At 45.8% G+C, this 24,755-nt stretch carries 22 protein-coding genes and 1 other annotated feature (1 of these 23 cut by a window edge); of the genes, 4 read left to right on the forward strand and 18 right to left on the reverse strand.

Annotation, left to right across the window (positions count from 1 at the left end; translation table 11 throughout):
- Positions 1-75 (reverse strand) — a binding site (T-box leader); it reaches 161 nt to the left of the window's first position.
- Between the two features lie 97 nt (positions 76-172).
- From AC0OMU_RS18165 to AC0OMU_RS18200, 8 genes are all read right to left on the reverse strand, one after another.
- Positions 173-1,207 (reverse strand): glycosyl hydrolase family 18 protein, encoded by a 1,035-nt coding sequence (locus AC0OMU_RS18165; RefSeq protein ID WP_474241392.1) that lies wholly within the window; start codon positions 1,205-1,207, stop codon positions 173-175.
- Between the two features lie 108 nt (positions 1,208-1,315).
- On the reverse strand, positions 1,316-2,038 hold the full coding sequence (gene lutC / locus AC0OMU_RS18170; protein ID WP_474222289.1) for a lactate utilization protein LutC: 723 nt from the start codon (positions 2,036-2,038) through the stop codon (positions 1,316-1,318).
- Positions 2,038-3,477 carry a lactate utilization iron-sulfur protein LutB gene (gene lutB, locus AC0OMU_RS18175; RefSeq protein WP_014480926.1) on the reverse strand — a complete coding sequence of 480 codons (1,440 nt, stop codon included), beginning with the start codon at positions 3,475-3,477 and terminating at the stop codon, positions 2,038-2,040. The genes lutC and lutB overlap by 1 nt, the downstream gene beginning before the upstream one ends.
- Before the next feature lie 26 nt (positions 3,478-3,503).
- Entirely contained in the window at positions 3,504-4,220 is a 717-nt protein-coding gene (lutA, locus tag AC0OMU_RS18180; protein WP_327830372.1) for a lactate utilization iron-sulfur protein LutA, read from the reverse strand.
- 174 nt (positions 4,221-4,394) lie between these two features.
- Complete coding sequence (yvfU, locus tag AC0OMU_RS18185) at positions 4,395-4,997, reverse strand: two-component system response regulator YvfU (RefSeq protein WP_015251201.1); 603 nt, start codon at positions 4,995-4,997, stop codon at positions 4,395-4,397.
- A 16-nt stretch (positions 4,998-5,013) separates the two neighbouring features.
- Entirely contained in the window at positions 5,014-6,129 is a 1,116-nt protein-coding gene (yvfT, locus tag AC0OMU_RS18190) for a two-component system sensor histidine kinase YvfT (RefSeq protein WP_181220148.1), read from the reverse strand.
- A gap of 3 nt (positions 6,130-6,132) precedes the next feature.
- Complete coding sequence (locus AC0OMU_RS18195) at positions 6,133-6,870, reverse strand: ABC transporter permease (protein WP_015384679.1); 738 nt, start codon at positions 6,868-6,870, stop codon at positions 6,133-6,135.
- Positions 6,871-7,776: an ABC transporter ATP-binding protein gene (locus AC0OMU_RS18200; protein ID WP_474241393.1), complete on the reverse strand. Its 906-nt coding sequence runs from the start codon at positions 7,774-7,776 to the stop codon at positions 6,871-6,873.
- Positions 7,777-8,061: 285 nt separating this feature from the next.
- Here AC0OMU_RS18200 and rsbQ point away from each other — a divergent pair, with 285 nt between their 5' ends.
- Positions 8,062-8,871: a sigma factor SigB/phosphatase RsbP regulator RsbQ gene (rsbQ, locus tag AC0OMU_RS18205; RefSeq protein ID WP_474241394.1), complete on the forward strand. Its 810-nt coding sequence runs from the start codon at positions 8,062-8,064 to the stop codon at positions 8,869-8,871.
- A 35-nt stretch (positions 8,872-8,906) separates the two neighbouring features.
- A complete protein-coding gene (gene rsbP, locus AC0OMU_RS18210) occupies positions 8,907-10,118 on the forward strand; it encodes a phosphoserine phosphatase RsbP (RefSeq protein ID WP_474241395.1) in 1,212 nt (403 codons plus the stop codon).
- A 53-nt stretch (positions 10,119-10,171) separates the two neighbouring features.
- On the opposite strand, the gene ganB is transcribed toward rsbP, so the two are convergent.
- The 7 genes from ganB to lutR form a co-directional block, all read right to left on the reverse strand.
- The gene (ganB, locus tag AC0OMU_RS18215) at positions 10,172-11,461 is read right to left on the reverse strand and encodes an arabinogalactan endo-beta-1,4-galactanase (protein WP_474241396.1); all 1,290 of its coding nucleotides are present in this window, start codon (positions 11,459-11,461) and stop codon (positions 10,172-10,174) included.
- Between the two features lie 79 nt (positions 11,462-11,540).
- The gene (gene ganA / locus AC0OMU_RS18220; protein WP_080030693.1) at positions 11,541-13,604 is read right to left on the reverse strand and encodes a beta-galactosidase GanA; all 2,064 of its coding nucleotides are present in this window, start codon (positions 13,602-13,604) and stop codon (positions 11,541-11,543) included.
- 18 nt (positions 13,605-13,622) lie between these two features.
- Positions 13,623-14,474: an arabinogalactan oligomer ABC transporter permease GanQ gene (gene ganQ, locus AC0OMU_RS18225; RefSeq protein ID WP_080344230.1), complete on the reverse strand. Its 852-nt coding sequence runs from the start codon at positions 14,472-14,474 to the stop codon at positions 13,623-13,625.
- 3 nt (positions 14,475-14,477) lie between these two features.
- Positions 14,478-15,734 (reverse strand): arabinogalactan oligomer ABC transporter permease GanP, encoded by a 1,257-nt coding sequence (gene ganP / locus AC0OMU_RS18230; RefSeq protein ID WP_015483715.1) that lies wholly within the window; start codon positions 15,732-15,734, stop codon positions 14,478-14,480.
- A gap of 39 nt (positions 15,735-15,773) precedes the next feature.
- Complete coding sequence (ganS, locus tag AC0OMU_RS18235; protein ID WP_474241397.1) at positions 15,774-17,039, reverse strand: arabinogalactan oligomer ABC transporter substrate-binding protein GanS; 1,266 nt, start codon at positions 17,037-17,039, stop codon at positions 15,774-15,776.
- Between the two features lie 135 nt (positions 17,040-17,174).
- Positions 17,175-18,173 carry a galactan degradation operon transcriptional regulator GanR gene (gene ganR / locus AC0OMU_RS18240; RefSeq protein WP_014480938.1) on the reverse strand — a complete coding sequence of 333 codons (999 nt, stop codon included), beginning with the start codon at positions 18,171-18,173 and terminating at the stop codon, positions 17,175-17,177.
- Between the two features lie 181 nt (positions 18,174-18,354).
- Positions 18,355-19,077, reverse strand: coding sequence for an L-lactate utilization/bacilysin biosynthesis transcriptional regulator LutR (lutR, locus tag AC0OMU_RS18245; protein ID WP_021480640.1), 723 nt, complete (start codon positions 19,075-19,077; stop codon positions 18,355-18,357).
- Between the two features lie 227 nt (positions 19,078-19,304).
- Between lutR and lutP the strand changes: the two genes are divergently transcribed.
- The gene (gene lutP / locus AC0OMU_RS18250) at positions 19,305-20,996 is read left to right on the forward strand and encodes an L-lactate permease LutP (RefSeq protein ID WP_015384690.1); all 1,692 of its coding nucleotides are present in this window, start codon (positions 19,305-19,307) and stop codon (positions 20,994-20,996) included.
- 26 nt (positions 20,997-21,022) lie between these two features.
- Here the strand turns inward: lutP and rpoN are convergent, their stop codons facing one another.
- Positions 21,023-22,333, reverse strand: a complete 1,311-nt coding sequence (gene rpoN / locus AC0OMU_RS18255; RefSeq protein ID WP_041518055.1) for an RNA polymerase factor sigma-54 — start codon at positions 22,331-22,333, stop codon at positions 21,023-21,025.
- Positions 22,334-22,411: 78 nt separating this feature from the next.
- Between rpoN and yvfG the strand changes: the two genes are divergently transcribed.
- Positions 22,412-22,630: a protein YvfG gene (yvfG, locus tag AC0OMU_RS18260; protein WP_003219905.1), complete on the forward strand. Its 219-nt coding sequence runs from the start codon at positions 22,412-22,414 to the stop codon at positions 22,628-22,630.
- A 9-nt stretch (positions 22,631-22,639) separates the two neighbouring features.
- On the opposite strand, the gene AC0OMU_RS18265 is transcribed toward yvfG, so the two are convergent.
- On the reverse strand, positions 22,640-23,608 hold the full coding sequence (locus tag AC0OMU_RS18265) for a polysaccharide pyruvyl transferase family protein (protein WP_047183220.1): 969 nt from the start codon (positions 23,606-23,608) through the stop codon (positions 22,640-22,642).
- A complete protein-coding gene (locus tag AC0OMU_RS18270) occupies positions 23,587-24,753 on the reverse strand; it encodes a DegT/DnrJ/EryC1/StrS family aminotransferase (RefSeq protein WP_047183221.1) in 1,167 nt (388 codons plus the stop codon). The genes AC0OMU_RS18265 and AC0OMU_RS18270 overlap by 22 nt, the downstream gene beginning before the upstream one ends.
- Positions 24,754-24,755 lie beyond the last annotated feature (2 nt).

Here is a 24,755-nt window from a genome sequence, read left to right on the forward strand (position 1 = left end):
TCAGGCTGCGTCGCACCACCCCGCAGCTCTCTGTTCTGATCACTTTCTTTTACTGCTCCCAATCTATGTGTTTTAGTTTTCTGAAAAACTCAAATTTTATGATCTGAATATATTAACATAATATACGTGCTTCTCTTTTAACTGTCAATAACTTCAGAGAAAAAAGAAACTGTTATTTTGTCCCTTTTCGAATGGCTTTCCAAAAGGATTCTGACTCGTTTCCTAATGCGTAAACTGAAACACCTGCTATTTTATATTGCTTTGCCAGATGGCTTTTCGTTTGAACGGTTTTTTCGTTTTCATACCACACAACATGTTTATGCTTCTTTTTGTCAACATAAGAAAACGTCATCGAGCTTGATTTTTTGTTGAATGCCGGCTTTGCTTTTTGTTTTTTGATGAGGGATTTAAGCTCATTCCATTCCCTTATTGTGCTGGTACTTCCGTCTTTTACATCCCAGTCATAGCCGTACGCAGGGATTCCCATGATGACTTTATTGGCTTTGATCTTTTTGACTGAAAACTGCAGAGAGCTTTTGATCCAGTTTGTGCTTGCCACTGACCCCGGCTCACCCCAAATGCCATGTTCGTCGTAGGTCATGACTTGTACGAAGTCGGCATATTTGCCGATTTTCGCATAATCATACGGCCAGCTCCAGTCATCATTTTTATCATCGGCGCTTTTGGCCGGAACGGATACCATTGTTTTAATATGTTTCTTATTCAAAGCCTGTGAGACATATTGAATGAAGCTCGAGTACCCAGCGCGGTCTTCTGGATTTACTGCTTCAAAATCGATATTGATTCCGTAATATGAGTGCTTTTTGGCCAGTGTAATTAACTGATCTGCGAATCGTTTTTTCGCTGTTTTATTACTCATGACTCGACTCGCCAAATCTCCGTCAAAATCATAAATGGCATCATTATAGTTTGAAATGACAGCCCATGTCTTGATTTTTTTCTTTTTCGCATATGTCAGCTGCTTAGTTGGGGCATCGCCAATCACATGTCCGTTTTTTTCAAACGCAAACGTATCGGTTGCGATGGCATTCATGTATGTATGATATTTCGTAAGAGAATTGTATGAAGCCGTATCCCCAGTCGTGTAGCCTAGTGTCATTCCGGCTGCCTTCGCTTCTGTTTTTGTATACATAAACAGAACAATCGCAATCGCCAGTGAAACCGCTATGATCAGCCATTTTTTCATCGCATTTCCTCCTATTTCAAGTCATACTCTTCTCATCGGCCAAAAAATTGGAAGTTGAAGTTTTTTTCAAGCAAAAAGCCCGGCATATGCCTGCCGGGCTTCCTGAGTTCAGCGGTCAGAGACGAGAATATATGCTGCCTTTACAGGTCCGTGCACTCCTACAACTAAATCCATTTCAATGTCTGCTGAGTTGCTCGGTCCGGTAATGTAGTTGATACATGAAGGAACAGTGACACCGTCCGCAATGTTTTGGCGGATGATATCACTGGCTTGTGTCATTCTCGGTACAATGCTTGATTTCGGCACGATCGCAATATAAGTCGTCGGCAGAAGGCTGACAGATCGGCCGATGTCTTTTGAGGAGAAGAGGACAACCGTCCCCGACTCAGCCAATGTCATTTCGCTGAATGTAATCCCTACATTGGCTTGCTCCGCTTTTTTGATATTGTCCTCGCCTTTGTCAGCATCCCACTCCCAGACCGGCGTTCCTTCACTCGGCCAGTCCTTGTTGAGCAGGCTTTTCAGTCCGTATTCTTCAAAGCGGGGGTCCTTCGGAATGATGACAGGGCCTCCGGAAAAGCGGCTGACTTGCTCACGCAGGGCATCGTAAAGGCCGGTTGAATCCGTTTCAATCAGCTCTGTATGGATTTTGACACAATGGTTTTTGAGCACTGTGACTAAGTCATCCGCTGAGTAACCTTCAAGTGTTTTATATTGCGGCTGATGCGCCCATTCAGGGACTGCCACGCCTCCTGTTCTTCTTTCACGGCCCAGGCTGGATGCGATTCGGTTTAAAAAGCTCTCTTGATTCTGAATGGTTCCCTTCGTCATCACTGCTCCTCCTTCGTGCGTTCACTTGTTTCTCTGTCCGCAAACCAGTCTCTGAATCTCGATTTATGCGGTGCAGGGAAGTCGCGGATCTGGGTCCAATTTTTAAGCGGGCCGGGCCCTTTCGAAATTTTTTCGTCCTCTGTAAAAGGCGTCATGGCGGCTGGCGCCCATTTTGAGCCCATTTTGTAAAGCGATAAAGAGGATGCGCCAAGTCCGAATGCTTTCATTGCAAGCTTTTCACTGATCGGCGCTCTGCCTTCTTTTTCGACGATATTCTGACGATGCTTGAGTAGCAGCTCATGAAGCGGGATTTTGACCGGGCAGGCTTCTGAACAAGCAGCGCACAGTGAAGATGCGTACGGCAGCTCCTTATAATCGTCATAACCGCCGAGCAACGGCGATAAAACCGCTCCGATCGGCCCCGAGTAGATTGAGCCGTATGAATGTCCGCCGACATGGCGGTACACAGGACAGACATTGATACAGGCGGCACAGCGGATACATTGCAGCACAGACTGGAATTCCGTTCCAAGGATATTGGATCGTCCATTGTCAACGATGACAAGATGGAATTCTTCCGGACCGTCCACTTCACCTTCCAGCTTCGGACCCGTCAAAGCTGTAATATAACTTGTCAGCCGCTGTCCGACAGCACTTCTTGTCAGCATGCTGACTAGCACTTCAAATTCAGAAAATGACGGGACAATCCGCTCCATTCCCATGACGGTAATTTGTGTTTTCGGCAAGGTGCTCACAAGCCGTCCATTTCCTTCATTTGTCACAAGGCTGACGGAACCCGTGTCAGCGATGGCGAAGTTACAGCCGGTAATGCCGATATCCGCTTCCAGAAACTTTTTCCGGAGAATGGCGCGCGCATGCATCACCAGCTCTTCCGGTTTTTCTGTATGTTGATAGTCCAGTCTTTCTTTAAACACATCGCGTATCTGCTCTTTATTTTTATGAAGGGCGGGCGCTACGATATGTGACGGCGGATCGTGATCATCAATCTGCAGAATGTACTCGCCGAGATCGGTTTCTACGACTTCACAGCCTTCCTTCTCCAGCACCTCATTCAGATTGATTTCCTCTGTGACCATTGATTTAGATTTCACAATCTTTTTCCCGTTCTTCTTTTGAATGACATCACGAATATAAGAAGACGCCTCTTCCGCTGTTTCCGCGAAATAGACATGTCCGCCTCTTTTCGCCACATTTTCGGCAAGCTGTCCGAGATAGAAATCAAGGTTTTCAAGGACATGCTGCCTGATTTCCTCTGATAATGAGCGCCACTCCTCCCAGTTTCCCAGTTCTTCTGCTGCCTCTAGGCGCCGCGTCCTCAGACGTTCCTGTGCACCCGAAACAGCGCCTCTCATAAATTCATTATCAATCCCCTGTGATACCCGCTCTTTAAAAGCGTCAGTACCGATTTTCATCGCCATGATCCTTTCCCCCTCTGTATCCAGTTTTATCTGCTGTTGAGCACTTCGGCGATGTGCATCACTTTGACATTTTTATCTTTTCGGCCAAGCCGTCCCCCGATATTCATCAAACAGCCGCAGTCAGCACCGATCAGCACCTCTGCTCCCGTTTCCTCCACACATTCGACTTTTTCATCGACCATCTGCTCGGAAATCTGCGCCATCTTGACGGAGAACGTTCCTCCAAATCCGCAGCAGTTATGTTTGCCCGGAAGCTCTGTAAACTGCAGGCCCTTCACATGGCTCAACAGCTTCATCGGTTCCTCCCGAACACCCAGCAGCCTAGTCATATGGCACGACGTATGTAAGGTCGCTTTTGTATGAAGGGTCGCGCCGACATCCTCTACCCCAAGGACGTTCACGATAAAATCTGTCAGTTCATACGTTTTATCCGCCAGCTTTTGCGCTTTATCGGCCCATTTCGGGTCATCCGCAAATAAGTGCGGGTATTCCTGGAACATCGTTGTGCAGGAACCGGAAGGACTGACAACATATTCGGAATCCTGAAACGTTTCGATCATCCGTTTCATTGCTTTTTTGGCGTCATGTACATAGCCGCTGTTGTAAGCCGGCTGTCCGCAGCAAATCTGCCCTTCCGGAAAATCAACCTCACACCCAAGCCGCTCCAGCAGCTCAACCGTTGCTTTTCCGACATTTGTTTGAAACATATCAACAAGACAAGTGACAAAAAGTGAGACTTTCATGATGAACCCCTCTCTCATCCCCAATATATGATCAGGTCATCTGATGACCTGAGTTAAAATGACTATATGAATATCGTACACTATTCTGACAATGGAAGGAAAGAGTTTTCTAGGGATATTTTCATTTGTAGCATATCAAAAACACTCCCGATCTCCCAGGAGTGCAGTATATGGTTAAATCCAGCCCTTTTCCTCAGCAATGCTGGCGGCTTCTGTTCGATTTTTCGCATTAAGCTTTTGGATGATTTCTGAGATATAGTTTCGAACTGTGCCTTGAGATAAATAGAGCTCCAGCGTAATGTCTTTTGTTGTCTTGCCTAAAGCCGCAAGCCTCAGAATTTCTTGCTCTCTAACGGTTAGCGGATTTTCGTCTCGCATCATATTAAACGTCAGCTCAGGGCTGAAGACACGTTTTCCCTTTACACATTTTCGAATGGCATCGGCCAGATCGTCAATTTCGCCGTCTTTCAGCAGATAGCCATGTGCACCGGCCTTTACGGCGCGTTCAAAATATCCGGGGCGGGCAAAGGTGGTTAAAATAATGACCTTGCTGACGCAGCCTTTTTTCATTAATTCCTCTGCCACATCCAGCCCGCTTCGAACCGGCATTTCAATGTCCATGATGCATACATCCGGCTCCAGCTTCAAAATAGCATGTAGCGCCTCTTCCCCGTTCAATGCTTGTCCGATGACTGTCATATCCTCTTCTAAATCAAGCAGAGATCCCAAAGCGCCTAAAAGCATTCGCTGGTCCTCAGCAATAAACAGACGAATCATTCTTTTCGTCCTCCAATCATTCTGCTTTTTTAATAAGCGGAATCGTAAGTGCCACAACCGTTCCGTTATGATCTGAAACCGTTAATCCCCCTTCAATAAGCATGAGCCGTTCTTCCATTCCCCGCAGGCCATTCCCAAACATTTTCTCCTTCGGCGCTCCCTTTCCGTCATCCCGTATCACGATCCTCATTTTGTCAGCAAACTGAGAAATGGTGATGGCACAGTGGGTTGCTTTGCTGTGCTTGATAATGTTAGTCACGGCTTCCCGCATACACATACTGATAATATTTTGAGTGACGGGAGATATCGCTGAAAAGTCGTCGGCTCCTTCGTATTGAAAGGTAATGTTCCCCGCTCTTAATATGTGCTGAATGTTTATGAGCTCCTCTGTTATCGTGACCGTTCTCATATCAGAAACCAGCTCTCGAACTTGCTTGAGTGCGGAGCGTGAACTGGTTTCCATTTCTTTTGCCTCAAGCTTGGTCCGTTCTGGATCAGATGCAGCCAGCCGCTGAATGAGCTGGCTTTTTAATGTAAGCAGCGACAGGGTGTGACCAAGAGTATCGTGAAGATCACGGGCGATTCGAACACGCTCCTCTCTTTTAGAGAGTTCTTTTATCTGTTCGTTGGCTTGTGCAAGCTTATTTTCAAGCTCAATTCTCCGAAACATAGAACGAATGCCGAATGGAGAAATGAGCATAATGACGAGAAACGGGAGAACAGAAAAAAGCTCCCGGAGCGAGACCGAATTCGCGATAAATTGGTATAGGCATGGAAAAAGCAGTATAAAGATTAAAGCGCAGAACGCACGGTTAAAATTCGTTTTCTCTTTATAATAACCAACAAAGTTTGCCGGGAAAAAACCTAAGTATATATAGGTGATATTGTAAAACACACTATACATCAAAATAACCGCCATTTGCACGATAAGCCAATATGTAAACGAAGCTTTGCCCACGCTGCAGAATAACTGGCGATATGCCGCTACAAAAAGGAGCAGCATGCCATATCCGATCCCCTGTTTGACACCTGATTCTTTTAATAAAGAGAGGAACGGCATAATCGTATACACCAGAAAGATATAAGGGAAAAACCCGAATTCCTTCGGGAAAATAGATATTGCCTTTTTCATGTATTACACCGCTTCTTGTTTTCTTCTTATATATTTAGATAGTAGCATGAAGAGCATCATATAAGCGATTAATATCAGAATATTTTTCCAGGTCGGACTCCCACCCCGGACAAGTTCCCACGCTCCGCTCCCGAAATGATAAGACGGAAGCCACTGCCCAATGTTCTGCATCATGTCAGGCATGACCTCAAATGGCATCCACATCCCTCCGCCTAAAGCCAGCAGCATATAAAGCACATTACTGATTCCGGCCGCTGTTTCTACTTTTCTCATGAGGCCGATTAGTGTGCCTAATGCTAAAAAAGGCAATGCGCCAAACAAAATCCACAGTCCGCTCATCATCCATTCAAACGGTGACAAGGCAATATCATTGATGATTGCGCCGAACAGAAATATGACGGTAATCGATAAAACGTGAATGACACTTTGGCCGATCATCTGAGCTGATAAATAGATATGATCCTGAAGAGGCGTAAGGCGGATAAAGGCGGCCCAGCCTTGTGACCGTTCTTGTACCATTCGGATGCCAAGCGTCATGATAGAGGAACCCATCACGCTGAAGACTGTCATCGACATCAGGTAATGGGCTTCCCATGCACGTTGATCAGGGACGTTGGTATTCACTACATTTGTAAAGAAATAATAAAAGGCAATCGGCATGATCAGAGACCAAAGCACAAAGTACTTGTTCCTAAGCACCCTTTTCATTTCAGCGATGCTTTGCTTTTGCAGCATGTTCACTCACATCGCCTCCCTGTTGCCGTCAGCCAGCTGGCGAAATGCCTCATCGAGCGTCGCTTGCTCAATTCGAATATCTCGTGCTGGGATGTTTTCTTGAAAGATCAGCGCCAACACTTTGTCTGTATTTGATGTCTGGATGATGGTTCTCTCATGCTCGTGGATCACTCTCTCGACTTCCGGGTGACAAGACAGCCTTTCCAATGATTCACTTGGATGAAGCGTAAAGGAAACAGACTGTTTTTGAATTCTTGAGCGGATTTGCATTGGTGAGTCGTCTGCAACAAGCTGTCCTTCAGTAAAAAATAGGATTCGCTGTGCGGCATCGTCTGCTTCTTGTAAATAATGAGTTGAAAAAATAATCGTTTTTCCTTGGTCCGACAGTCCGTGAATGGTCTGCCAGAATCGGTGTCTTGATGAAGTGTCCATGCCGACTGTCGGTTCATCAAGTATAAGCAGCTCCGGGTTCCCGGCAAGAGCCAAAGCAAAGCTCAAACGGCGTTTTTGTCCGCCGGATAATTTTTCTGCTCTTGTTTTCAAATCTTCTTTGGTGAGTGCTGTTAACGAAACGAGTTCTTTTATGGACAATGGATTCGGATAATAGCTCCGGAAGAGTTCAAGGATTTCATCCACCTTAAGGCCCGGCATGACACTCACTTCCTGAAGCATTACACCTATTTTTTCACGAACCTGTTGATCATCAGGAACCCGGTTAAATAGTTTGATTTCTCCCTCACTCGGTTTCAGCAATCCTAATATCATAGAGATGACGGTCGTCTTCCCTGCCCCATTTGGCCCGAGAATGGCTGCAATTTCTCCTTTTTCAATACTGAAGCTGATGTGGTTTACAGCGGTTTTTCGATGGAAATGTTTTGTCACGTTGCTTACTGTTACTGCTTCTTTCATCACATGAGCACCTCCTGATCGTTTACATTGATTGTAAAATGATGGAGAAGACGATGTTAGTATGGGGTGTCATGATGATGGAGTGACAAATGTCATTTTCTTTCTCACCGCCGGTGTCTAGGCAATCCTTCTCCTGCATCTTCCAATTCATCCATCTTTTCTATCTCCCATGTCCTCTTTCTTTTAAACTGCTGTGACATTCATAGAAAGATACACTCTTCAAACCATCCGAGTGTTATGATAGACATATTGAACTTTATATTACTTTCCGGCTGAAAGGAGCCAATCATGAACGAAGCGATTTTGTCTAGAAATCATGTGAAGGTGAAAGGCAGCGGCAAATCATCTATCATGTTCGCACCTGGTTTTGGATGCGATCAAAGCGTGTGGAATGCCGTGGCACCTGCCTTTGAAGAAGATCATCGGGTGATTTTATTTGATTACGTCGGTTCGGGACATTCAGATTTGCGCGCATATGACCTGAATCGTTACCAGACACTTGACGGCTATGCCCAGGATGTTCTTGATGTTTGTGAAGCTTTAGATCTGAAGGAAACCGTGTTTGTGGGGCACTCCGTCGGGGCCTTGATTGGGATGCTTGCATCCATCCGCCGCCCGGAGCTTTTTTCCCATCTGGTGATGGTGGGGCCTTCTCCTTGCTATTTGAATGATCCGCCTGAGTATTACGGAGGATTTGAAGAGGAGCAGCTCCTTGGCTTGCTGGAGATGATGGAGAAAAATTATATCGGCTGGGCAACTGTATTTGCGGCAACCGTTCTGAATCAGCCAGATCGGCCTGAAATTAAGGAAGAGCTTGAAAGCCGTTTTTGTTCTACTGATCCTGTCATTGCCCGCCAATTCGCGAAAGCGGCGTTTTTTTCTGATCACCGAGAGGATCTTTCGAAGGTAACGGTTCCCTCTCTTATTCTCCAATGTGCAGATGATATCATCGCACCTGCAACAGTAGGTAAGTATATGCATCAGCATCTGCCTTATAGCAGTCTGAAACAAATGGAGGCTCGCGGACATTGCCCTCATATGAGCCATCCAGATGAGACGATACAGCTGATCGGCAATTATTTAAAAGCACACGTGTGATATAGGAACGAAAGGGATAGAGGTGACCCTCTTAGATGGACAAACAATTGAATGATGCACCATGCGGTTTCCTCGCTTTGTCAGAAGAGGGGTCGATCATAGCTGCCAACCGTACCCTTATCAAGATTCTGGATTATGAGCCGGAGCAGGTTATCGGCCAGCATATGAATATGATGTTGACCATTCCCGCACAGCTTTTCTGCCAGCTTTATTTTTTTCCGCTTTTGAAATTAGAGCATCACATCGAAGAAATATACATTTCCCTGAAAGCTAGAGATGGAGAAGAAATTCCCGTTCTTATCAATGCTATTTCGAGACACGGTAGCGAGGCTTCTGTCTTTGATTGTGTTCTGATTCCAATGCGAAAGCGAAATGAATATGAAAATGAGCTGCTGATAGCCAGAAATGAGGCTCAGGAAGCTTTGCTTGCCAAACAGAAAGCCAATGCGGAGTTAGAAATTGCCTTGGAAACGCTGAAAGCAAAACAAGAAGAACTTCTTGAGATCAATAAACAAAATCAACAATTTAAATTAAACACCAAAAGAGAGCTTGAACTCGCCAGAAAGATCCAGAAAAACTCGTTGACTGAACCGATTGTAAACGATCAGGTTCAGATTGACTCTTATTACAATGCATCGAGTGAATTGTCAGGTGATCTTTACGGATATTATCAAATCGATGAACACCGTTACGGCATTATTATCCTTGATGTGATGGGGCACGGAATTTCATCTGCATTGATTACGATGTCTCTTCATCCTTTGTTCCAGCGTCAGATCACGCAAGGTCTCAGCCCCGTTAAAGTTATGAAGGAATTGGACCGGCACCTTCACAGCTTGTTTCAAAATGATGAGGAAGCAAGACATTATTGCACTGCTATTTATCTCGAGATTGATATAGCACGGCAAAGAATTGATTATGTCAACGCAGGGCATCCGCCGGCACTTTGGCAGGACGATAGCGGAACTCAACATCTGCTTCACGCGACTTCACCTCCGATCGGGATGTTTGAAGACTTAGAGTTTCAGTCAAGCAGCCTTTCATACACGGAGGATGGAAGATTGCTTCTGTATACGGATGGCGTGATGGATCCTACGGCTTCATGTTATTTATTTGATTTACTAAAGGATCATCCTGATTCGCCAATCGCTGACCTGAAGGAGAAAATCCTTACATCACTGCAGCATCAAAAGGAAGCTCATCATAAGAGTGATGACGAATGTTTTATATTAGTTGATGTAAAATAAAATGATCCATGAGACATAACAATGATTTGTTACATCTCATGGATTTTTTTGTTTCAGCGTTTCTTTGGAATATGTCCTGACTCCGCATATTGAAACACTTGCAAGGAAGGCAGCGGGTGTCCATTAAAATCAAATAAAGCTTGATTATCTACAGCACTTCCCCCATACCACTTCCCGGCGTCTTCAGGATCGTATTCAGCAGCATAGCTGGAGGCCCACCCTGACCCGTATGTTTCCCATAACACTTTGTTTTTCTCTATCTGTGTCTTCGGCCCGACTGGAATCCACGCCGGCTCCCAGTAGAAAACACCAAGTCCTGCTTTGCCCGTATTCGCCACTGCCTCCATTACATCTCTTACTGCAGTTGCCTGGCCTTGAACAGAAATTGGATATGGCAGCGTCTGCCCGCTTTTTGGTGCTGTATTTCCATGCCCATCGCCATCCTCAGCGGTATAGGTGTACGATGTCTCCGCCACCATGACTTTTTTGCCGTACGTATTGGCAACAGCCTTCAGCACGGAGGTCAAATTTTGTAATGTCCCATGCCAGAAAGGATAATAGGAGCTCGCAAACACATCATAATCCACTTTGTTTTTGCTGAGTGTTTCTGCAATAAATGAATACCTTCCAGCCGTTTCAGGATTGGTAAAATGCAGGGCGACCAAAATATTTGAATTTGTCTCCCTGACCGCTCGGCTTCCTTCATTAAATAATTGGCACATCTTCGTCCAATCAGTCTCACCGGCAAATCCTCCTGTTGTTTCATTTCCAACCTGAACCATGCCGATGTCAACGCCTTCCTTGATCATCTTTTGCAGGCTTTGTTTCGTATACTCATAGAGCTTTGCTTTTTTTGCTTCAAAGCTGAGATTCGCCCAGGCTTTGGGCACCTTTTGTTTCGCTGGATCGGCCCAGAAATCAGAGTAGTGAAAGTCGGCCAGCACCTTCATTCCGTTCGCTGTCGCTCTTTTTCCGATTTCGATGGCTTTTTGAACATCATTGTTCCCCCCGCCATACCCATTGCCATTTGAATCATACGGGTGATTCCAGATGCGGACGCGAACATAGTTGACCCCAGCCTGTTTTAAAGTTGTAAAGATATCCTGGCGTTTTCCGCTTGTATTGTAAAAGGTGACACCGCTATTTTCCAAAGCAATAACGCTGGACACATCTGCCCCTTTGATAAAGTCCTTGTTCATTCCCTCTACTTTTTTAACAAAAAGATCCTCTGCCCGAAGCTCTGACACGTGCTTCTCCTTCTCAATAGCAGCGGCGTATCCTGTTGAACTACATGCACTCCACACCATGGCAGCCGCAAAGAACATTTTCACTTTGCTTTTCATGATTTCATCCCCCTAATACTTAGTGAGCGTTTTCATTCTATAGAAAAAAGAATCCGCCCATATCGAGCGGAGCATCAGCCTAATGTGTGTTTACGACAATTCTCACTTCATACTTTTCCATCGTCAGGTCGCCTGACAACATGTCTCCTGTCATTATGTCCTTCACACTCTGATCAAACGTGACCAGCTGTTTTTCTTCCGTAAAATTCATGACAAAAATATAATCATTGTCCTGATCCTGCCTCGCTTGTACGGAGACGCCTTTTCCGTGCCGAACCGGAAAAACAGGTGAAAGAGACAGGTCTGTGATCAGACCCTCATAGAAATCACGCTGAAATTGATCCTCCAAACGCGCGCCGATAAAATACGCCTTGCCCTGCTGATACTCATGGCTTGTGACCGCTGGCGTGCTCGCATAAAAATCTTCTTGATACACCGCTTCCACTGAAGCTGTCTTTACATCAATCACGGTTGCATAATCCTTCATTTCATATATTTGGCTGCGGTAGCTGACAGCGTTTCGATCCTTCGGATACAGGGTGTCCGTTTCAAGAGGCTCAACTCCAAATATAGCTTGAAGATCCGGATGCCATCCGCCTGTGTATGTTAAGTCATGCTCATTCACAATCCCGCTGATATACGTCATGACTAAGGTACCGCCGTCAGCCGTAAACGCTTTTAAACGGGAAATGGTGTCCTCGCTGATTAAATACAGCATCGGGACGATCAGCAGTTTATATGGTGAAAAATCTTGTTCTTTCGTGATGACGTCGACAGGGATATCGTGTTCCCAGAATGTGCGGTAATGCTGCTGAAGCGTTTGCGGATAACGTTTTGTCGCCTTCGCAAACCCCTGAGCATCCTCGAGCGCCCAATGATTTTCCCAGTCATATAAAATCGCGGTTTGAGCCGGCCTCTTCGTTCCGACAACTTCGGACAGCCGTTCCAATGTCTCGCCTACCTTGGCCACTTCTTGAAAGACGCGGTTCTTCGGGCTATTGTCATGATCCACAACCGCTCCGTGTAATTTTTCTGATGACCCCCGTGATTTGCGGTATTGGAAATAGAGAACGCTGTCCGAGCCGTGGGCAATCATTTGCATGGATGACAGCAGATTCATGCCCGGGCGCTTTGCCTTGTTGACGTTATGCCAATTGACCGCGCTTGGCGTACACTCCATTAATAAGAAAGGCTGCTGCTTCAAGCTTCGGTACAGGTCGTTGATAAAACCGACCTTCATCGCCAAATCAGCTGTGCTTTCCCAGTCATTGTGCCAGACAGGATAAGCGTCCCAGCTGATGACATCGACATGCTTTGCAAATTTGCTGTAGTCGAGGCCCTGATACGGGATCAAATCCGGTGTGTCAGCCATAAAATTCGTTGTGATAGGGATATCAGGCGTCAGTTCTTTCAGCGGAATGATTTCATTTTTATAAAACGAAATCGTTTGATCAGTGACGAACCGGCGCCAATCTAAATTCAGGCCATGCAAGCCATTTTCACCGATCGGCGAAGGGCTTTCAATTTGTGACCAGTCATTGAACGTATGGCTCCAAAAAGGGGTCCACCACGCATGATTCAATGTCTTGAGGCTGTTGTCATATTTCGATTTCAGCCACTCCCGGAAAGCATGCTGGCATAGATCACAGTGGCAATCTCCCCCGTATTCGTTTGAAATGTGCCACATTAACAGCGCCGGGTGATGTCCGTATCGTTCTGCTAATAAGCGGTTGATATGCCGTGTCTTTTCTCGGTAGACTTTAGATGTGAGGCAGTGGTTGTGCCTTCCGCCGTGCAGCTGTTTGACGCGGGAGGCATTGACGCGCAAAACTTCCGGATAGGTTTGCGACAGCCAGGCCGGACGGGCTCCGCTCGGTGTTGCTAATATGACCCGGCCGCCTATACTGTGAATCCGCTCAAAAATATCATCCAGCCATTCAAATTGATATACGCCCTCCTCCGGCTCAAGTGCGCTCCATGCAAAAATGCCGACAGAAAACGTATTCGTATGAGAAAGCTTCATCAGCTTGATATCATCGGCTAAAATATCGGGCCGATCCAGCCACTGATCGGGGTTGTAGTCTCCCCCATGGAGCATAAATTTTGCTTTTGTTACGTGCGTTTTTTCAAGCTTTGACATCACATTCTCCTCCTTGTTCTTTTAGCCCTTCGTTCCGCCTGCGGTTAATCCGGACACAAAATTCTTTTGCAGCATGATAAAGATGACGGCAACCGGTATGCTGATAAGCAGGGCTCCGGCCGCAAATGTCGTATAGCTGGCCCCCATGACATCATTCACTAAATTGAATAGACCGACGGGCAATGTATATGATTCAGGCGTTCTCAATATGGTTGAGGACAACACAAAATCTCCGAGCGGACCGGTAAAGCCGTTCATGGCCACGACTGCCGCCATCGGTTTTGATAATGGCAGAATGATCTGGAAGAAGATTCTGGTGCTGCTGGCTCCGTCAATCTTGGCGCTTTCGTCTAAATCCATCGGAATGGAATCCATGTACCCCTTCATCAAATATGTATTCATAGGGATCAGGCCGCCGATATAAAGCAAGATTAGCAGCCAGTGGCTATTGATCATTCCCAAGATTTGCGCCAACACAAACAAGGCAATTAAAGCTGAAAACTGAGGAATCATCTGCAGCAATAAAAAGAGCGTTAAAGCGTATTTCCTGCCTTTGAAGCGAAAGCGCGAAAACGCATAGGCTGTAAACGTCACACAGAGCAAAGACCCTGCCATTGTAAACAGGCTGATCTTCATTGAGTTGAGATACCACTGCACATATTGAAGGCTTTCTTTGCCCGCAAATAATGCTTTGTAATGGTCGAATGTTGGATGCTTCGGAATGATGGATGTACTGATTAAGCTGTTGCCAGGGTTAAAGCTTGCGCCTGCCGTCCAAAGGAGAGGATAAACAATGATGACCGCCATAAAGGCTAACAACAAGTAAGAGAAAAGGAGACGGATATATTTCCTGACCTTCATATCTGCCAGCATGCCTTATGCCTCCTCTTTAAAAGACTTTGTCTTTCTGAACTGCCACAATGCGATGGAGATGACAAACACAGATAATAAAATCGTTAAAGCCGCAGCAAGAGAATATTGACTGGACTGCATTGTCAATTTATAAATCCATGAAACGAGGATATCTGTCCCGCCGGCTGTTGATCCGGTTACAGCCGGACCTCCGCCATTGAATAGATAGATAATATTAAAGTTATTAAAATTAAACGTAAACTGGGTAATGATAATCGGAGCCATTGCAATGAACACCATCGGAAGCGTGATGTATCTCAGCTTTGAAAAGACAGAAGCGCCATCTATCGTAGCTGCTTCATACAGATCGTCCGGGATGGATTGCAATACGCCTGTTGAGACGAGAAAGATGTACGGAAACCCAAGCCAGCCCTGCATGAGAATCAACGCAAGCCTCGACCAATTGGCATCTGTCATCCACGGAAGCGGATCTATCCCGAAGAAAGCCAAGATGTCGTGATTCATCGCACCGAAGCTATCATTAAACAGTCCCGCAAAAATTAAAATCGTCACAAAACCGGGAACGGCCCATGGCAAAATCAGAATCGTCCGAAAAAAACGTTTAAACCGAAGGTCTTTTTGGTTAACAATGATCGCGAGAAAAATCCCCAAGCTGACTTGCAGTGTGGATGCAGCAAGTGTCCAAACCACCGTCCAAGCCAGTACATCAAAAAAAGTCGACCTCCAAATATCAACTGTGAAAATATTTGCGAACGTTTGAAAACCGACCCAATCAATTAATTTTGCAGGAGGAGAATGATACAAATCATAGTTTGTAAACGCTAATGCAAAGCTGAATAAGATAGGAAAGATCACGGCGAAAATTAAAATAAACAAAGATGGGCCGCTGACGACATATGGATAGCCCTCAGAAATGATATGCTGGTATTGTTCCTTTAAGGAACTTAATGGCTTGTTTTCATCACGCTGTTTTCCGCTTTGGAACGCATCGCGAAGATTCACGTAATACACCGCAAGGCCAAAGCAGGTCACGATGACAGCAATAATCCCTTCCGCCAGCAGAAAAACGGAATTATCCCGCGGCACTTCTGTTCCCAGTGTAAAGATTCCCCAAAACCCCATATTGAGCAGATCTCCAAAGACCGCAAAAAACGATGCGCCTAAGAAAAGAAAGACAATACCTTTTATCCATTGCTTGTTATAAAATTGCCCGAGTCCCGGAATGATAGAAAGCAACAAAGCGACTTGACGATGCTGCACCGTTTTCACCTCTCTTACAATACAAATCTAGCTTTCTCTTTATTTTCCGCTGTGCTTTGCCTTAATTTGTCCTTTGGCCGTTTCAGCTGCTTGATCCAATGCTTGTTTCGGATCTGCCTTCCCTGTTGCAACCGTCTGTAATGCTGAATCAGCCGGCGTCCATATTTCATTCATTTCCGGAATATTTGGTGTTGGCTCTGAGAAACGGGATTGTTCAGTAACAGCCCGTGCCGCCTCGCTTTTCATAATAGCCGGGTCATTGGCTAGGGATTTCACAGCAGGAACTTCTTTCGTTTCTTCATATCGTGTTTTAGAATTTTTTTCATTTGCCAGGAAAACGGCTAATTCTTGCGCCAGCTCTTCATTCTTTGTAAATGCACTGACGTTGTAGCTTTTGACGCCGATAAAGGAGCTCATGTTTTTCCCATTTTCCAGCTTCGGCAGTTTCGTAATGCCATAATTGATTCCTGCTTTCGAAAAAGCTTCTACATTCCATGGACCAGAAATAATTGCGGCGGCTTTTCCTTCTGTGAACAGCGATTCCAATACGTTAATCCCTTGTTCTCCAATAATGCCAGCCGGGAACAGACCATCTTTGTAAAACTTCTGAATCAGCGCCGCACCTTTGACAGCTCCTTCATTATTGATTCCAATGTCTGACGGGTTATAGCTCCCATCTTTGGCCTTTCCAAAAATGTATCCGCCATATCCGCTCATCACACTTTCTGCATAATAAATTTGATCGAATAGGGCTAAAAAGCCAAATTTGCTGCCATCAGCAGTCTTTTTGGAATAGCCGTACCACTCTTCCAGTGTTTTGGGCAATTCCTTTTCGGAGATGAGATCTTTGTTGTAAAAAAGCACAGTCGTTTCGACCGCTTTTGGCAGTCCATAAAGCTTTTGATCTACCATTTGAGACTGAATGGAAGCGTCAGTATAAAGTGATTGAACGTCTTTTTTGACATGTAATTCCTTGAGTAATCCTTCCGTGACAGCGGTTCCGATTTGATCCCCTGGCATTGTTAACACGTCAGGGCCTGTGCCGGCCGGTCCGTCCATTCGCAAATCTTCAATCTGCTTGGCATACGGTTTTTCAACGACTTTGACCTTCACATCATGCTCTTTTTCAAACGCAGCAACTGCGTCTTTAATGCCGATGCTCTTTTCTTTATCCTCCCATACAACAAGCTCTGACCCTTTTGAACTCGATTTGGCGCTGCTGCTTTCCTTTGGGCCGCAAGCCGCCAAGGATAAACTGACAGCTACGCAGAGCATGAATACGGAACACTTTTTTGCCATTTTCATTGATTGTCACCCTTTCGGTAGGAATGAAAGCGCTTTAAAGATAATATAGCACGCCCGAGAAAATGTGTAAACAAACTTTTTACCTCTTTGAGTAAATTTTTTTACCTAAATAAAAAATGACTTAGTTGTCCTAAGTCATCCTTCATTCATACTCTTCCTGACGATTAATTCCGCGCCCACATATAATGTTTTTACCGTTCTTCTCTTGTCCTGCACTTGTTCAAGCAGTAATTGAACAGCATTTTTACATAATTCATGTATATCAATATGAAACGTCGTCAGAGGAGGCGAGACATACTTCGCGAAGCTGATGTTGTTGATACTCACAATGCTTACCCTGTTTGGTATGGCAATTCCTTTTTCGTTCAGGGCTTGCAGACAGCCCACTGCAATCGGGTCCGCTGCAATCATAAAAGCAGTCGGAAGCTGATCGCCTAATGTGTCGATCGCTGCTGACATCAGGCGGTAGCCGTTTTCTACAGAGAATCCGCGATGACAAAAAATATAGCGCTCGTCCAGCATGGCTTTTTCCCTCATATAGGATCTGAAGGTTTGTTCACGGATGTCCATTTCATCCTGATTGGTATTCGGATTTTTGTATGTGCCGCCGATAAAACCGATGCTCTTATGCCCCTTCTCAGTCAGGATGTTTACCGTCTTCCTTGTCATTTGTGCCAAATCGGGCCTTACCGAGTCAAAATGATCGGGATCAGGAGTTGAATCGATGAACACGCCATTTTCAGTGAGATTTCTGAGGAAAGCCAGCTCTTCATCTGAAAATGTGCCAACGGCAATAAACCCTTCCGTATGTTCAGGAATGCTCTCGATTCCATCCGCTATTTTATAAGTGGTCATATCGACATTGAATGCTTTCGCCAGTTTCTCTACTTCTAATCTCATCGTTTTAAAATAGACATCTTCTAATTCTTCTTTATCTGTCAGCCAATATAAAAACGCAATATGTTTCACCAGCGGCCTTACTGTTTTTTTGCGGTAATTGAGCTTTTCCGCCGCTTCATAGATTTTCTCCCGTGTCTCATCAGGAACAGAAAGGCTTTCATCGTTATTTAAAACGCGGGAAACGGTTGAGATTGAAAATCCCGCTTCCTGCGCGATATCTTTAATTGTCGCCATTGCATCTGCCTCCATTATTCAGCTCGCATTGATTTAGTAAAATATTTTACTTTCTTTTTCACAAATGTCAAGTGCACAAAGCTCTCTGGCTGCCTCATGTAAAAAGACTGAACCATTTGCGGCTCAGTCTCAGTTGTTCGTATCATTCGGAACCGGCGGAATTGCCCGGGAAATGAGTTGGTTATTGCACATTTTCCTCGAAATATCCCGAAAGCACATCTTCCACATTCGTCAAATGCGCCAGCATGGCGGCTTCCGCCTGTACACCGTTCCCGGCAGCCACAGCATTGTAAATCCGTTCGTGCTCCTCATACAGCCGCTGAACGGAGGTCTTCTTGGAAAACAGCCAGATTTTCCTCGTTTCCCTCATTGTTTCCAGCAGCAATGATGACACGTGATTCATCAAGTGTTTAAGAAGTTCATTTTGAGAAGCGTCCGCAAGCGCAAGATGAAATGCAAAGTCTGCTTTCTCTCCCAGCTCCCCGTCCGCTTCAATGCTGCCCATTTCCTTTAGTGCATCCTGAATTCTTTCGAGATCTGCTTCTGTCCTTTTTTCAGCCGCTAGTGAAGCCACGCCGATTTCAAGCAGTTTTCTGACCTCGAGCAGCTGCTTGACGTCCTCTTTTTTCATCAGAAGGGCGGCTGAGAGCGGCTGAGAAATTTGATTGAGCTCAAATTCCTTCAGATACGTGCCTTCTCCCTGTTTCATTTCGACAAGCCCCATCGCCTTTAGCGCAGAAAGTGCTTCGCGAACCGCTGAACGGCTGACTTGAAAGCTCTCAGCAAGCGCCTGAACAGAGTCCAGTTTATCCCCCGGCTTCAATTCGCCGTTTTTGATCATATCTAATAGTGCATCCGCTACTTCTTCATATATTTTTTTTGTTTTAATCTGTTTGTATTTCAATGCAATTCACCCCGTAACTTGTAGGTCTGGCTGTTTACGATCTATTATACTCTGTTTTGTGGGCCGCCAAAAGATTTTGACTATTTTGTCAAAAAGTCTTGTACTTTGATTTTTTTCAAAATATAATGCTAGGTAACTGGTCTTATTACCCAGTCATCAGATGATCATATCATCTATAGAAACCGCTTACATATGGCGCCAGTTTATGTTTCAAGGAGGGGTTTGGGATGCAATGGACACAGGCATATACGCCTATAGGGGGAAATTTGCTATTATCAGCGCTTGCCGCACTTGTACCGATTATTTTCTTTTTTTGGGCACTCGCGATTAAACGGATGAAGGGGTATACAGCAGGCTTGGCCACATTGGGGATCGCCCTTATTATTGCTGTATTGGTTTATCGGATGCCGGCGGAAAAAGCGCTGATGTCCGCGACACAAGGAGCCGTATACGGATTGTTGCCGATCGGCTGGATCATTGTGACGTCTGTTTTTTTGTATAAAATCACTGTGAAAACGGGACAGTTTGATATCATTCGCAGCTCTGTTCTCTCGATTACTGATGACCGACGGCTTCAAGCTCTCTTGATCGCTTTTTCATTCGGGGCTTTTTTAGAAGGGGCAGCAGGCTTCGGAGCGCCGGTCGCCATTTCTGCCGCGCTGCTGGTCGGTCTCGGCTTTAATCCTCTTTATGCTGCGGGGATCTGTTTGATCGCCAATACGGCGCCGGTTGCCTTTGGGGCAATTGGGATTCCAATTACAGCCGTAGAAGGGCCGACAGGGATTCCGGCGATGGAGATTTCGCAAATGGTTGGGCGGCAGCTGCCGTTTTTATCCGTATTTATTCCTCTTTATTTAATCATCATCATGAGCGGGTTCAGGAAAGCCTTGGAGATCTGGCCGGCGATTCTCGTATCCGGTGTTTCCTTTGCTGTTGTTCAATATCTCAGTTCCAATTTTTTAGGGCCTGAGCTGCCCGATGTTTTGTCAGCTCTTGTTTCAATGGCTGCGCTTGCTGTGTTTTTGAAATGGTGGAAGCCGAAAACAACATTCCGGTTTGCCGGTGAACAAGAGTCGGCCGCCTCAATTGAAACGGCGCGCACAAATCCGGCAGCGCCTGCATACAGCGGCGGACAGATTTTTAAGGCTTGGTCGCCATTTCTGCTGCTGACGGCGATGATTTCCGTATGGGGCATTCCATCTGTCAAATCTGCACTGACCGGGCATTATGAAGGCTCTGCGGTGTTCTTGAAATGGCTGAATGCTGTTGGAGAAAAACTGACTTTTGCCCCCGGTGTGCCTTTTTTGAACAATCAGATTGTCAATGCTGACGGTACGCCGATTGAGGCGGTTTACAAGCTTGAGGTGCTTGGTTCGGCCGGCACCGCGATATTGATTGCCGCAGTGCTGTCAAAGTTCATCACGGCGATTTCGTGGAAAGACTGGGGAGCCGTTTTTAAAGAAACAGTCCAGGAATTGAAGCTTCCGATTTTGACCATCGCTTCTGTCGTTGGTTTTGCCTATGTCACCAACTCCTCGGGAATGAGCACGACACTCGGGATGACACTCGCGCTGACAGGTTCGATGTTTACCTTCTTTTCGCCCGTTCTCGGCTGGCTCGGCGTCTTCATTACCGGCTCGGATACTTCCGCCAACCTGCTGTTCGGCAACCTGCAGAAAGTCACCGCATTATCAGTCGGCATGGACCCCGTTCTGTCTGTGGCCGCCAATTCTTCAGGCGGTGTCACAGGAAAAATGATTTCACCGCAGTCGATAGCGGTGGCGTGTGCCGCCGTAGGACTCGCCGGAAAGGAGTCAGATCTTTTCCGCTTTACCATTAAACACAGTCTGTTTTTGCTGCTGCTCGTTTGTATCATCACCTTTTTGCAGCATCACGTATTCAGCTGGATGATTCCTTAAAAAAATCCTCCCGTCTAGGGAGGATTTTATTTATATCGCTTTCTCGCTGCCGATGACGGAATATTCATTTGATCGCGATATTTTGCCACGGTGCGTCTCGAGATTTGGATGCCGTGTTGTTCATACAGCAAATCGACAAGCTTTTGATCTGAAAGCGGTTTTGTTTTGTCCTCTTGATTGATCAGGTCTTCAAGATGCATTTTGACTGCATAATTCGACGCATCTCCCTCTCCAGAAGCCTCGGCTTTTGCTGAGAAAAAGAGTTTCATCTCAAACAGCCCGTAAGGCGTTTGTATTGTTTTCCCTTTAATGGCCCGGCTCACAGTTGATTCATGAAGGCTTAGACAGTCCGCCACCTCTCTGAGAGTCAGCGGCTTCATTGCGCTTCGCCCTTTCATAAAGAAATCCTTTTGGCGTGTGATCAGTTCATTGATAATTCTCGTGATTGTCTGTTTTCGCTGCCGCAGCGCGCGGCTCAGCCAGCGCCACTCCTGATATTTCGCAGATAAATAGGAGACAGTATCCTGACAAGAGCCGGATGATAAAAGCGTTCTGTACTGCGGATGCAAATCGATCTCGGGAAACGAGCGGGTATTCAGTTCCGCTGCGATGTGCCCGTTTTTTACAGTGATAAAAATGTCAGGCTCAATATACACATCTTGCTCTGGCCGGGCAAACAGAAGACCAGGTCTAGGATGAAGAGCCGCGATATCATCTGAGATATCTTGAATGGTATGAAGCGGAATTCCTGTCTCCACTGAAAGCGCTTTCCATTTTTTTTGCGCAAAAGCATCAAAATGAGCTGAAACCAGCATTTCCGCTTGTTCATTTCTGTTCGGCAGCCGCTGTAATTGAAGAAGGATGCATTCCTGCAAAGATCTCGCGCCGATTCCAGCCGGTTCTAATGACTGGAGTTTTGCCAAAACAGCCTCCGCTTCCTTGGCCGATACAGATAATCGCCGTGCTGCCTCCTCTATATCTTCTTCCAAGTACCCGTTTGAATCAAGCGAATGAATCAGATAATTAAAAATCTTTTTTTCAGTGTTTGTCAGATTCATATCGAGTGACTGCTGTTTTAACGCATCCTGCAATGTTTTTTGCGGATCACTTAATTGAAGGCCCGCTTCCTGTGCATTCATCCTGTTTTTGTTTGTTTTATGGTAAGATAGTGGCGGTGTGTCTGTTTCCTTTCGTTCAATAAGAGGGTTTTCCAGTGAGAGCTCATCAATGTACTCGGCGAGTTCTGCCGAATGATAGCCAAGCAGCGTGATGGCCTGCCTGAGCTCCTGTGTCAGTTGAGGCTTTAATACTTGTACTTGCTGAAGTTTCATATCCATCTTGCTCACTCCCCTTTCTTCATTGTACATGATTGAGATCACACCGTATACATTTATGAAAAAGGAGCTGCCAAAGAAATGTCTGAACTTTTTTCCGTCCCTTATTTTATTGAGAATTTAAAACAGCATATTGAAATGAATCAGTCTGAGGATAAAATCCACGCGATGAACAGCTACTACCGTTCCGTCGTCTCAACACTCGTGCAGGACCAGCTGACGAAAAACGCAGTTGTCCTGAAACGGATTCAGCATTTAGATGAAGCATACAACAAAGTCAAACGTGGAGAATCAAAATAAACCTTCCGCTCACATGTGAGCAGGAAGGTTTTCCTTCTTTGAGGCGTTCTGGATGAGCCGGGTGCTTGGCACTCCTTCCATCCAGGTATGAAAATAATTGGCGTTTTTCCCATAGGAATTATCAATGACCGTATTTTCTTTTTGAAGAAGAGAGGACAAGATGTGTCCGTGCAGCCTTGACGTTTCCACCGATTCGTAACGGCTGAAGAACCGAATCGCTTTTTGGACGATATAATCCGAGTATTTTTCCCATATAAACGCGATCGGCAGAGGGTTGCCCGCTTTTTTGTTCAGGACGTTCAGCGTTTGGAGAAAAGCGATCGTCCGGCGGTCTGAAGCTGACAGGACCGTGCGCCAGTCGTAGCTTTCCGCTTCTGCGTGTTCCTGGAGCGCCTGGTTTGCTTCATGATCTGTTCGGATAAATCTCAGCTTTTGATTGGACGGCTGCTGCGTGGGAACGACGGGAAACAGCTGATGAGCCATATCAGGCAGAAGCTGAATGTGATTTCTTGTAAAATAAGCCTGCGCCGTAGCATAGGAGGCTTTTTCCCTTGTCATGATGTGAAGGTTCGCATGCTTAGAAAATATCTCTGCCGTCCGTTTGAGGTTGTCTTTGTCTTGAAAATAAATCGATTGCGGCAGGATCACAATTTTGTGGTTCGGATAGGTTTGGACGATTTTCTCTCTAAAGCCTTGATAATACGGATACAGATCCCCGAAGTTTCCGCCTCCCTGGCAGACGATGATGAGATTAGGATCCAGCTTTCGCCCGACTGGAAAATTGTCAGGATTCCAGCGTTTTCTGACCCGAATCCCGTATTCTTTAAAGAAGGCTTCTGTTCCTTTCATAATAAATAAATCCCCTACATTCCCATATAGAGGATAGTCAGCATATATAATCTCTGATTGTTTCGGAATGACGTCGAGCAGCCCGGACAGTTTCTGTTTCAGGCCGATCATCGAATGCTTGCTGTCCATTTCTTCACCTCGGCAGTTTGGAATAAGTGCAGTAGCACATCAATGACCCGGTCTTGCTCATCTTCTGTCATATTTGACCCTGAAGGGAGACAGATTCCCCGCTTGAACAAATCTTCGCATACGCTTCCTGTATCTTCATGAGAATAAAATAAAGCCGGATCGAACAGCGGCTGGGTATGGAGCGGCTTCCACAGCGGACGGGCTTCAATGTTTTCTTCAGCAAGACGTTGAACTACGTCATATGGGCTGAGCCCGTTATCAAGTGTGAGCGTGGTGAGCCAGCGATTGGATACGCCGGCTGCGTACTCCGGCATAAAGCGGACGCCGTCTATGAGACCAAGCGCATTTTTGTATCTCGTGAAAATGGTCCTTCTTTTCTCCACACGTTCATCCAGCACCTCAAGCTGGGCAATGCCGACGCCGGCTAAGATATTGCTTAGCCTGTAATTATGTCCCATTTCACTGTGCTGATAATGAACAGCCGGCTCTCGTGCCTGCGAAGCGAGAAATCTTGCTTTTTCAATTGCTGCTTCATCATTTGAAACGAGCATCCCTCCCCCTGATGTGGTAATGATTTTGTTCCCGTTAAATGAAAAAATGCCGAAGCGCCCGAAAGTTCCGCTTTGCTTCCCTTTATAGAGTGTACCCAGAGATTCGGCTGCATCCTCAATGACAGGAACTCCGTATGCATCACACAGGCTTACGATTTCATCCATTTTCGCACTCTGCCCATATAGATTGACGGCAATAACCGCTTTTGGCAGTGTTCCGTTTCTTTTCGCTTCCTCCAATGCTCTTTCAAGGGCTGTCGGCGACATATTCCACGTATCAGGCTCAGAATCAATAAAGACGGGCACCGCTTTTTCATATAAAATCGGATTGGCGGTTGCTACAAATGTGAAGGACTGGCAAAACACGCTGTCACCTTCTTTTACCTCGAGTAAACGCAGCGCGAGATGAATCGCCGCCGTTCCTGAGCTGACCGCAGCTGCTGCTTTTACACTGACTCGTTCTGCCAGCTGTTCTTCAAATGAATTCACGAGCGGCCCAAGCGGCGCAATCCAGTTTGAGCGAAAGGCTTCTGAAATATAGTGCTGCTCCCTGCCGCTCATATGAGGGGGAGATAAGTAGATTTTTTTATGCATAG

The organism is Bacillus sp. FAU18 (assembly GCF_056033885.1).

Excerpts from the sequence above, each read along its gene's own strand:
- AC0OMU_RS18165 (WP_474241392.1), bottom strand. The coding sequence starts at position 1,207 with ATGAAAAAATGGCTGATCATAGCGGTTTCACTGGCGATTGCGATTGTT.
- lutC (WP_474222289.1), bottom strand. The coding sequence starts at position 2,038 with ATGACGAAGGGAACCATTCAGAATCAAGAGAGCTTTTTAAACCGAATC.
- lutB (WP_014480926.1), bottom strand. The coding sequence starts at position 3,477 with ATGGCGATGAAAATCGGTACTGACGCTTTTAAAGAGCGGGTATCACAG.
- lutA (WP_327830372.1), bottom strand. The coding sequence starts at position 4,220 with ATGAAAGTCTCACTTTTTGTCACTTGTCTTGTTGATATGTTTCAAACA.
- yvfU (WP_015251201.1), bottom strand. The coding sequence starts at position 4,997 with ATGATTCGTCTGTTTATTGCTGAGGACCAGCGAATGCTTTTAGGCGCT.
- yvfT (WP_181220148.1), bottom strand. The coding sequence starts at position 6,129 with ATGAAAAAGGCAATATCTATTTTCCCGAAGGAATTCGGGTTTTTCCCT.
- rsbQ (WP_474241394.1), top strand. The coding sequence starts at position 8,062 with ATGAACGAAGCGATTTTGTCTAGAAATCATGTGAAGGTGAAAGGCAGC.
- rsbP (WP_474241395.1), top strand. The coding sequence starts at position 8,907 with ATGGACAAACAATTGAATGATGCACCATGCGGTTTCCTCGCTTTGTCA.
- ganB (WP_474241396.1), bottom strand. The coding sequence starts at position 11,461 with ATGAAAAGCAAAGTGAAAATGTTCTTTGCGGCTGCCATGGTGTGGAGT.
- ganQ (WP_080344230.1), bottom strand. The coding sequence starts at position 14,474 with ATGCTGGCAGATATGAAGGTCAGGAAATATATCCGTCTCCTTTTCTCT.
- ganS (WP_474241397.1), bottom strand. The coding sequence starts at position 17,039 with ATGAAAATGGCAAAAAAGTGTTCCGTATTCATGCTCTGCGTAGCTGTC.
- ganR (WP_014480938.1), bottom strand. The coding sequence starts at position 18,173 with ATGGCGACAATTAAAGATATCGCGCAGGAAGCGGGATTTTCAATCTCA.
- lutP (WP_015384690.1), top strand. The coding sequence starts at position 19,305 with ATGCAATGGACACAGGCATATACGCCTATAGGGGGAAATTTGCTATTA.
- rpoN (WP_041518055.1), bottom strand. The coding sequence starts at position 22,333 with ATGGATATGAAACTTCAGCAAGTACAAGTATTAAAGCCTCAACTGACA.
- yvfG (WP_003219905.1), top strand. The coding sequence starts at position 22,412 with ATGTCTGAACTTTTTTCCGTCCCTTATTTTATTGAGAATTTAAAACAG.
- AC0OMU_RS18265 (WP_047183220.1), bottom strand. The coding sequence starts at position 23,608 with ATGGACAGCAAGCATTCGATGATCGGCCTGAAACAGAAACTGTCCGGG.
- AC0OMU_RS18270 (WP_047183221.1), bottom strand. The coding sequence starts at position 24,753 with ATGCATAAAAAAATCTACTTATCTCCCCCTCATATGAGCGGCAGGGAG.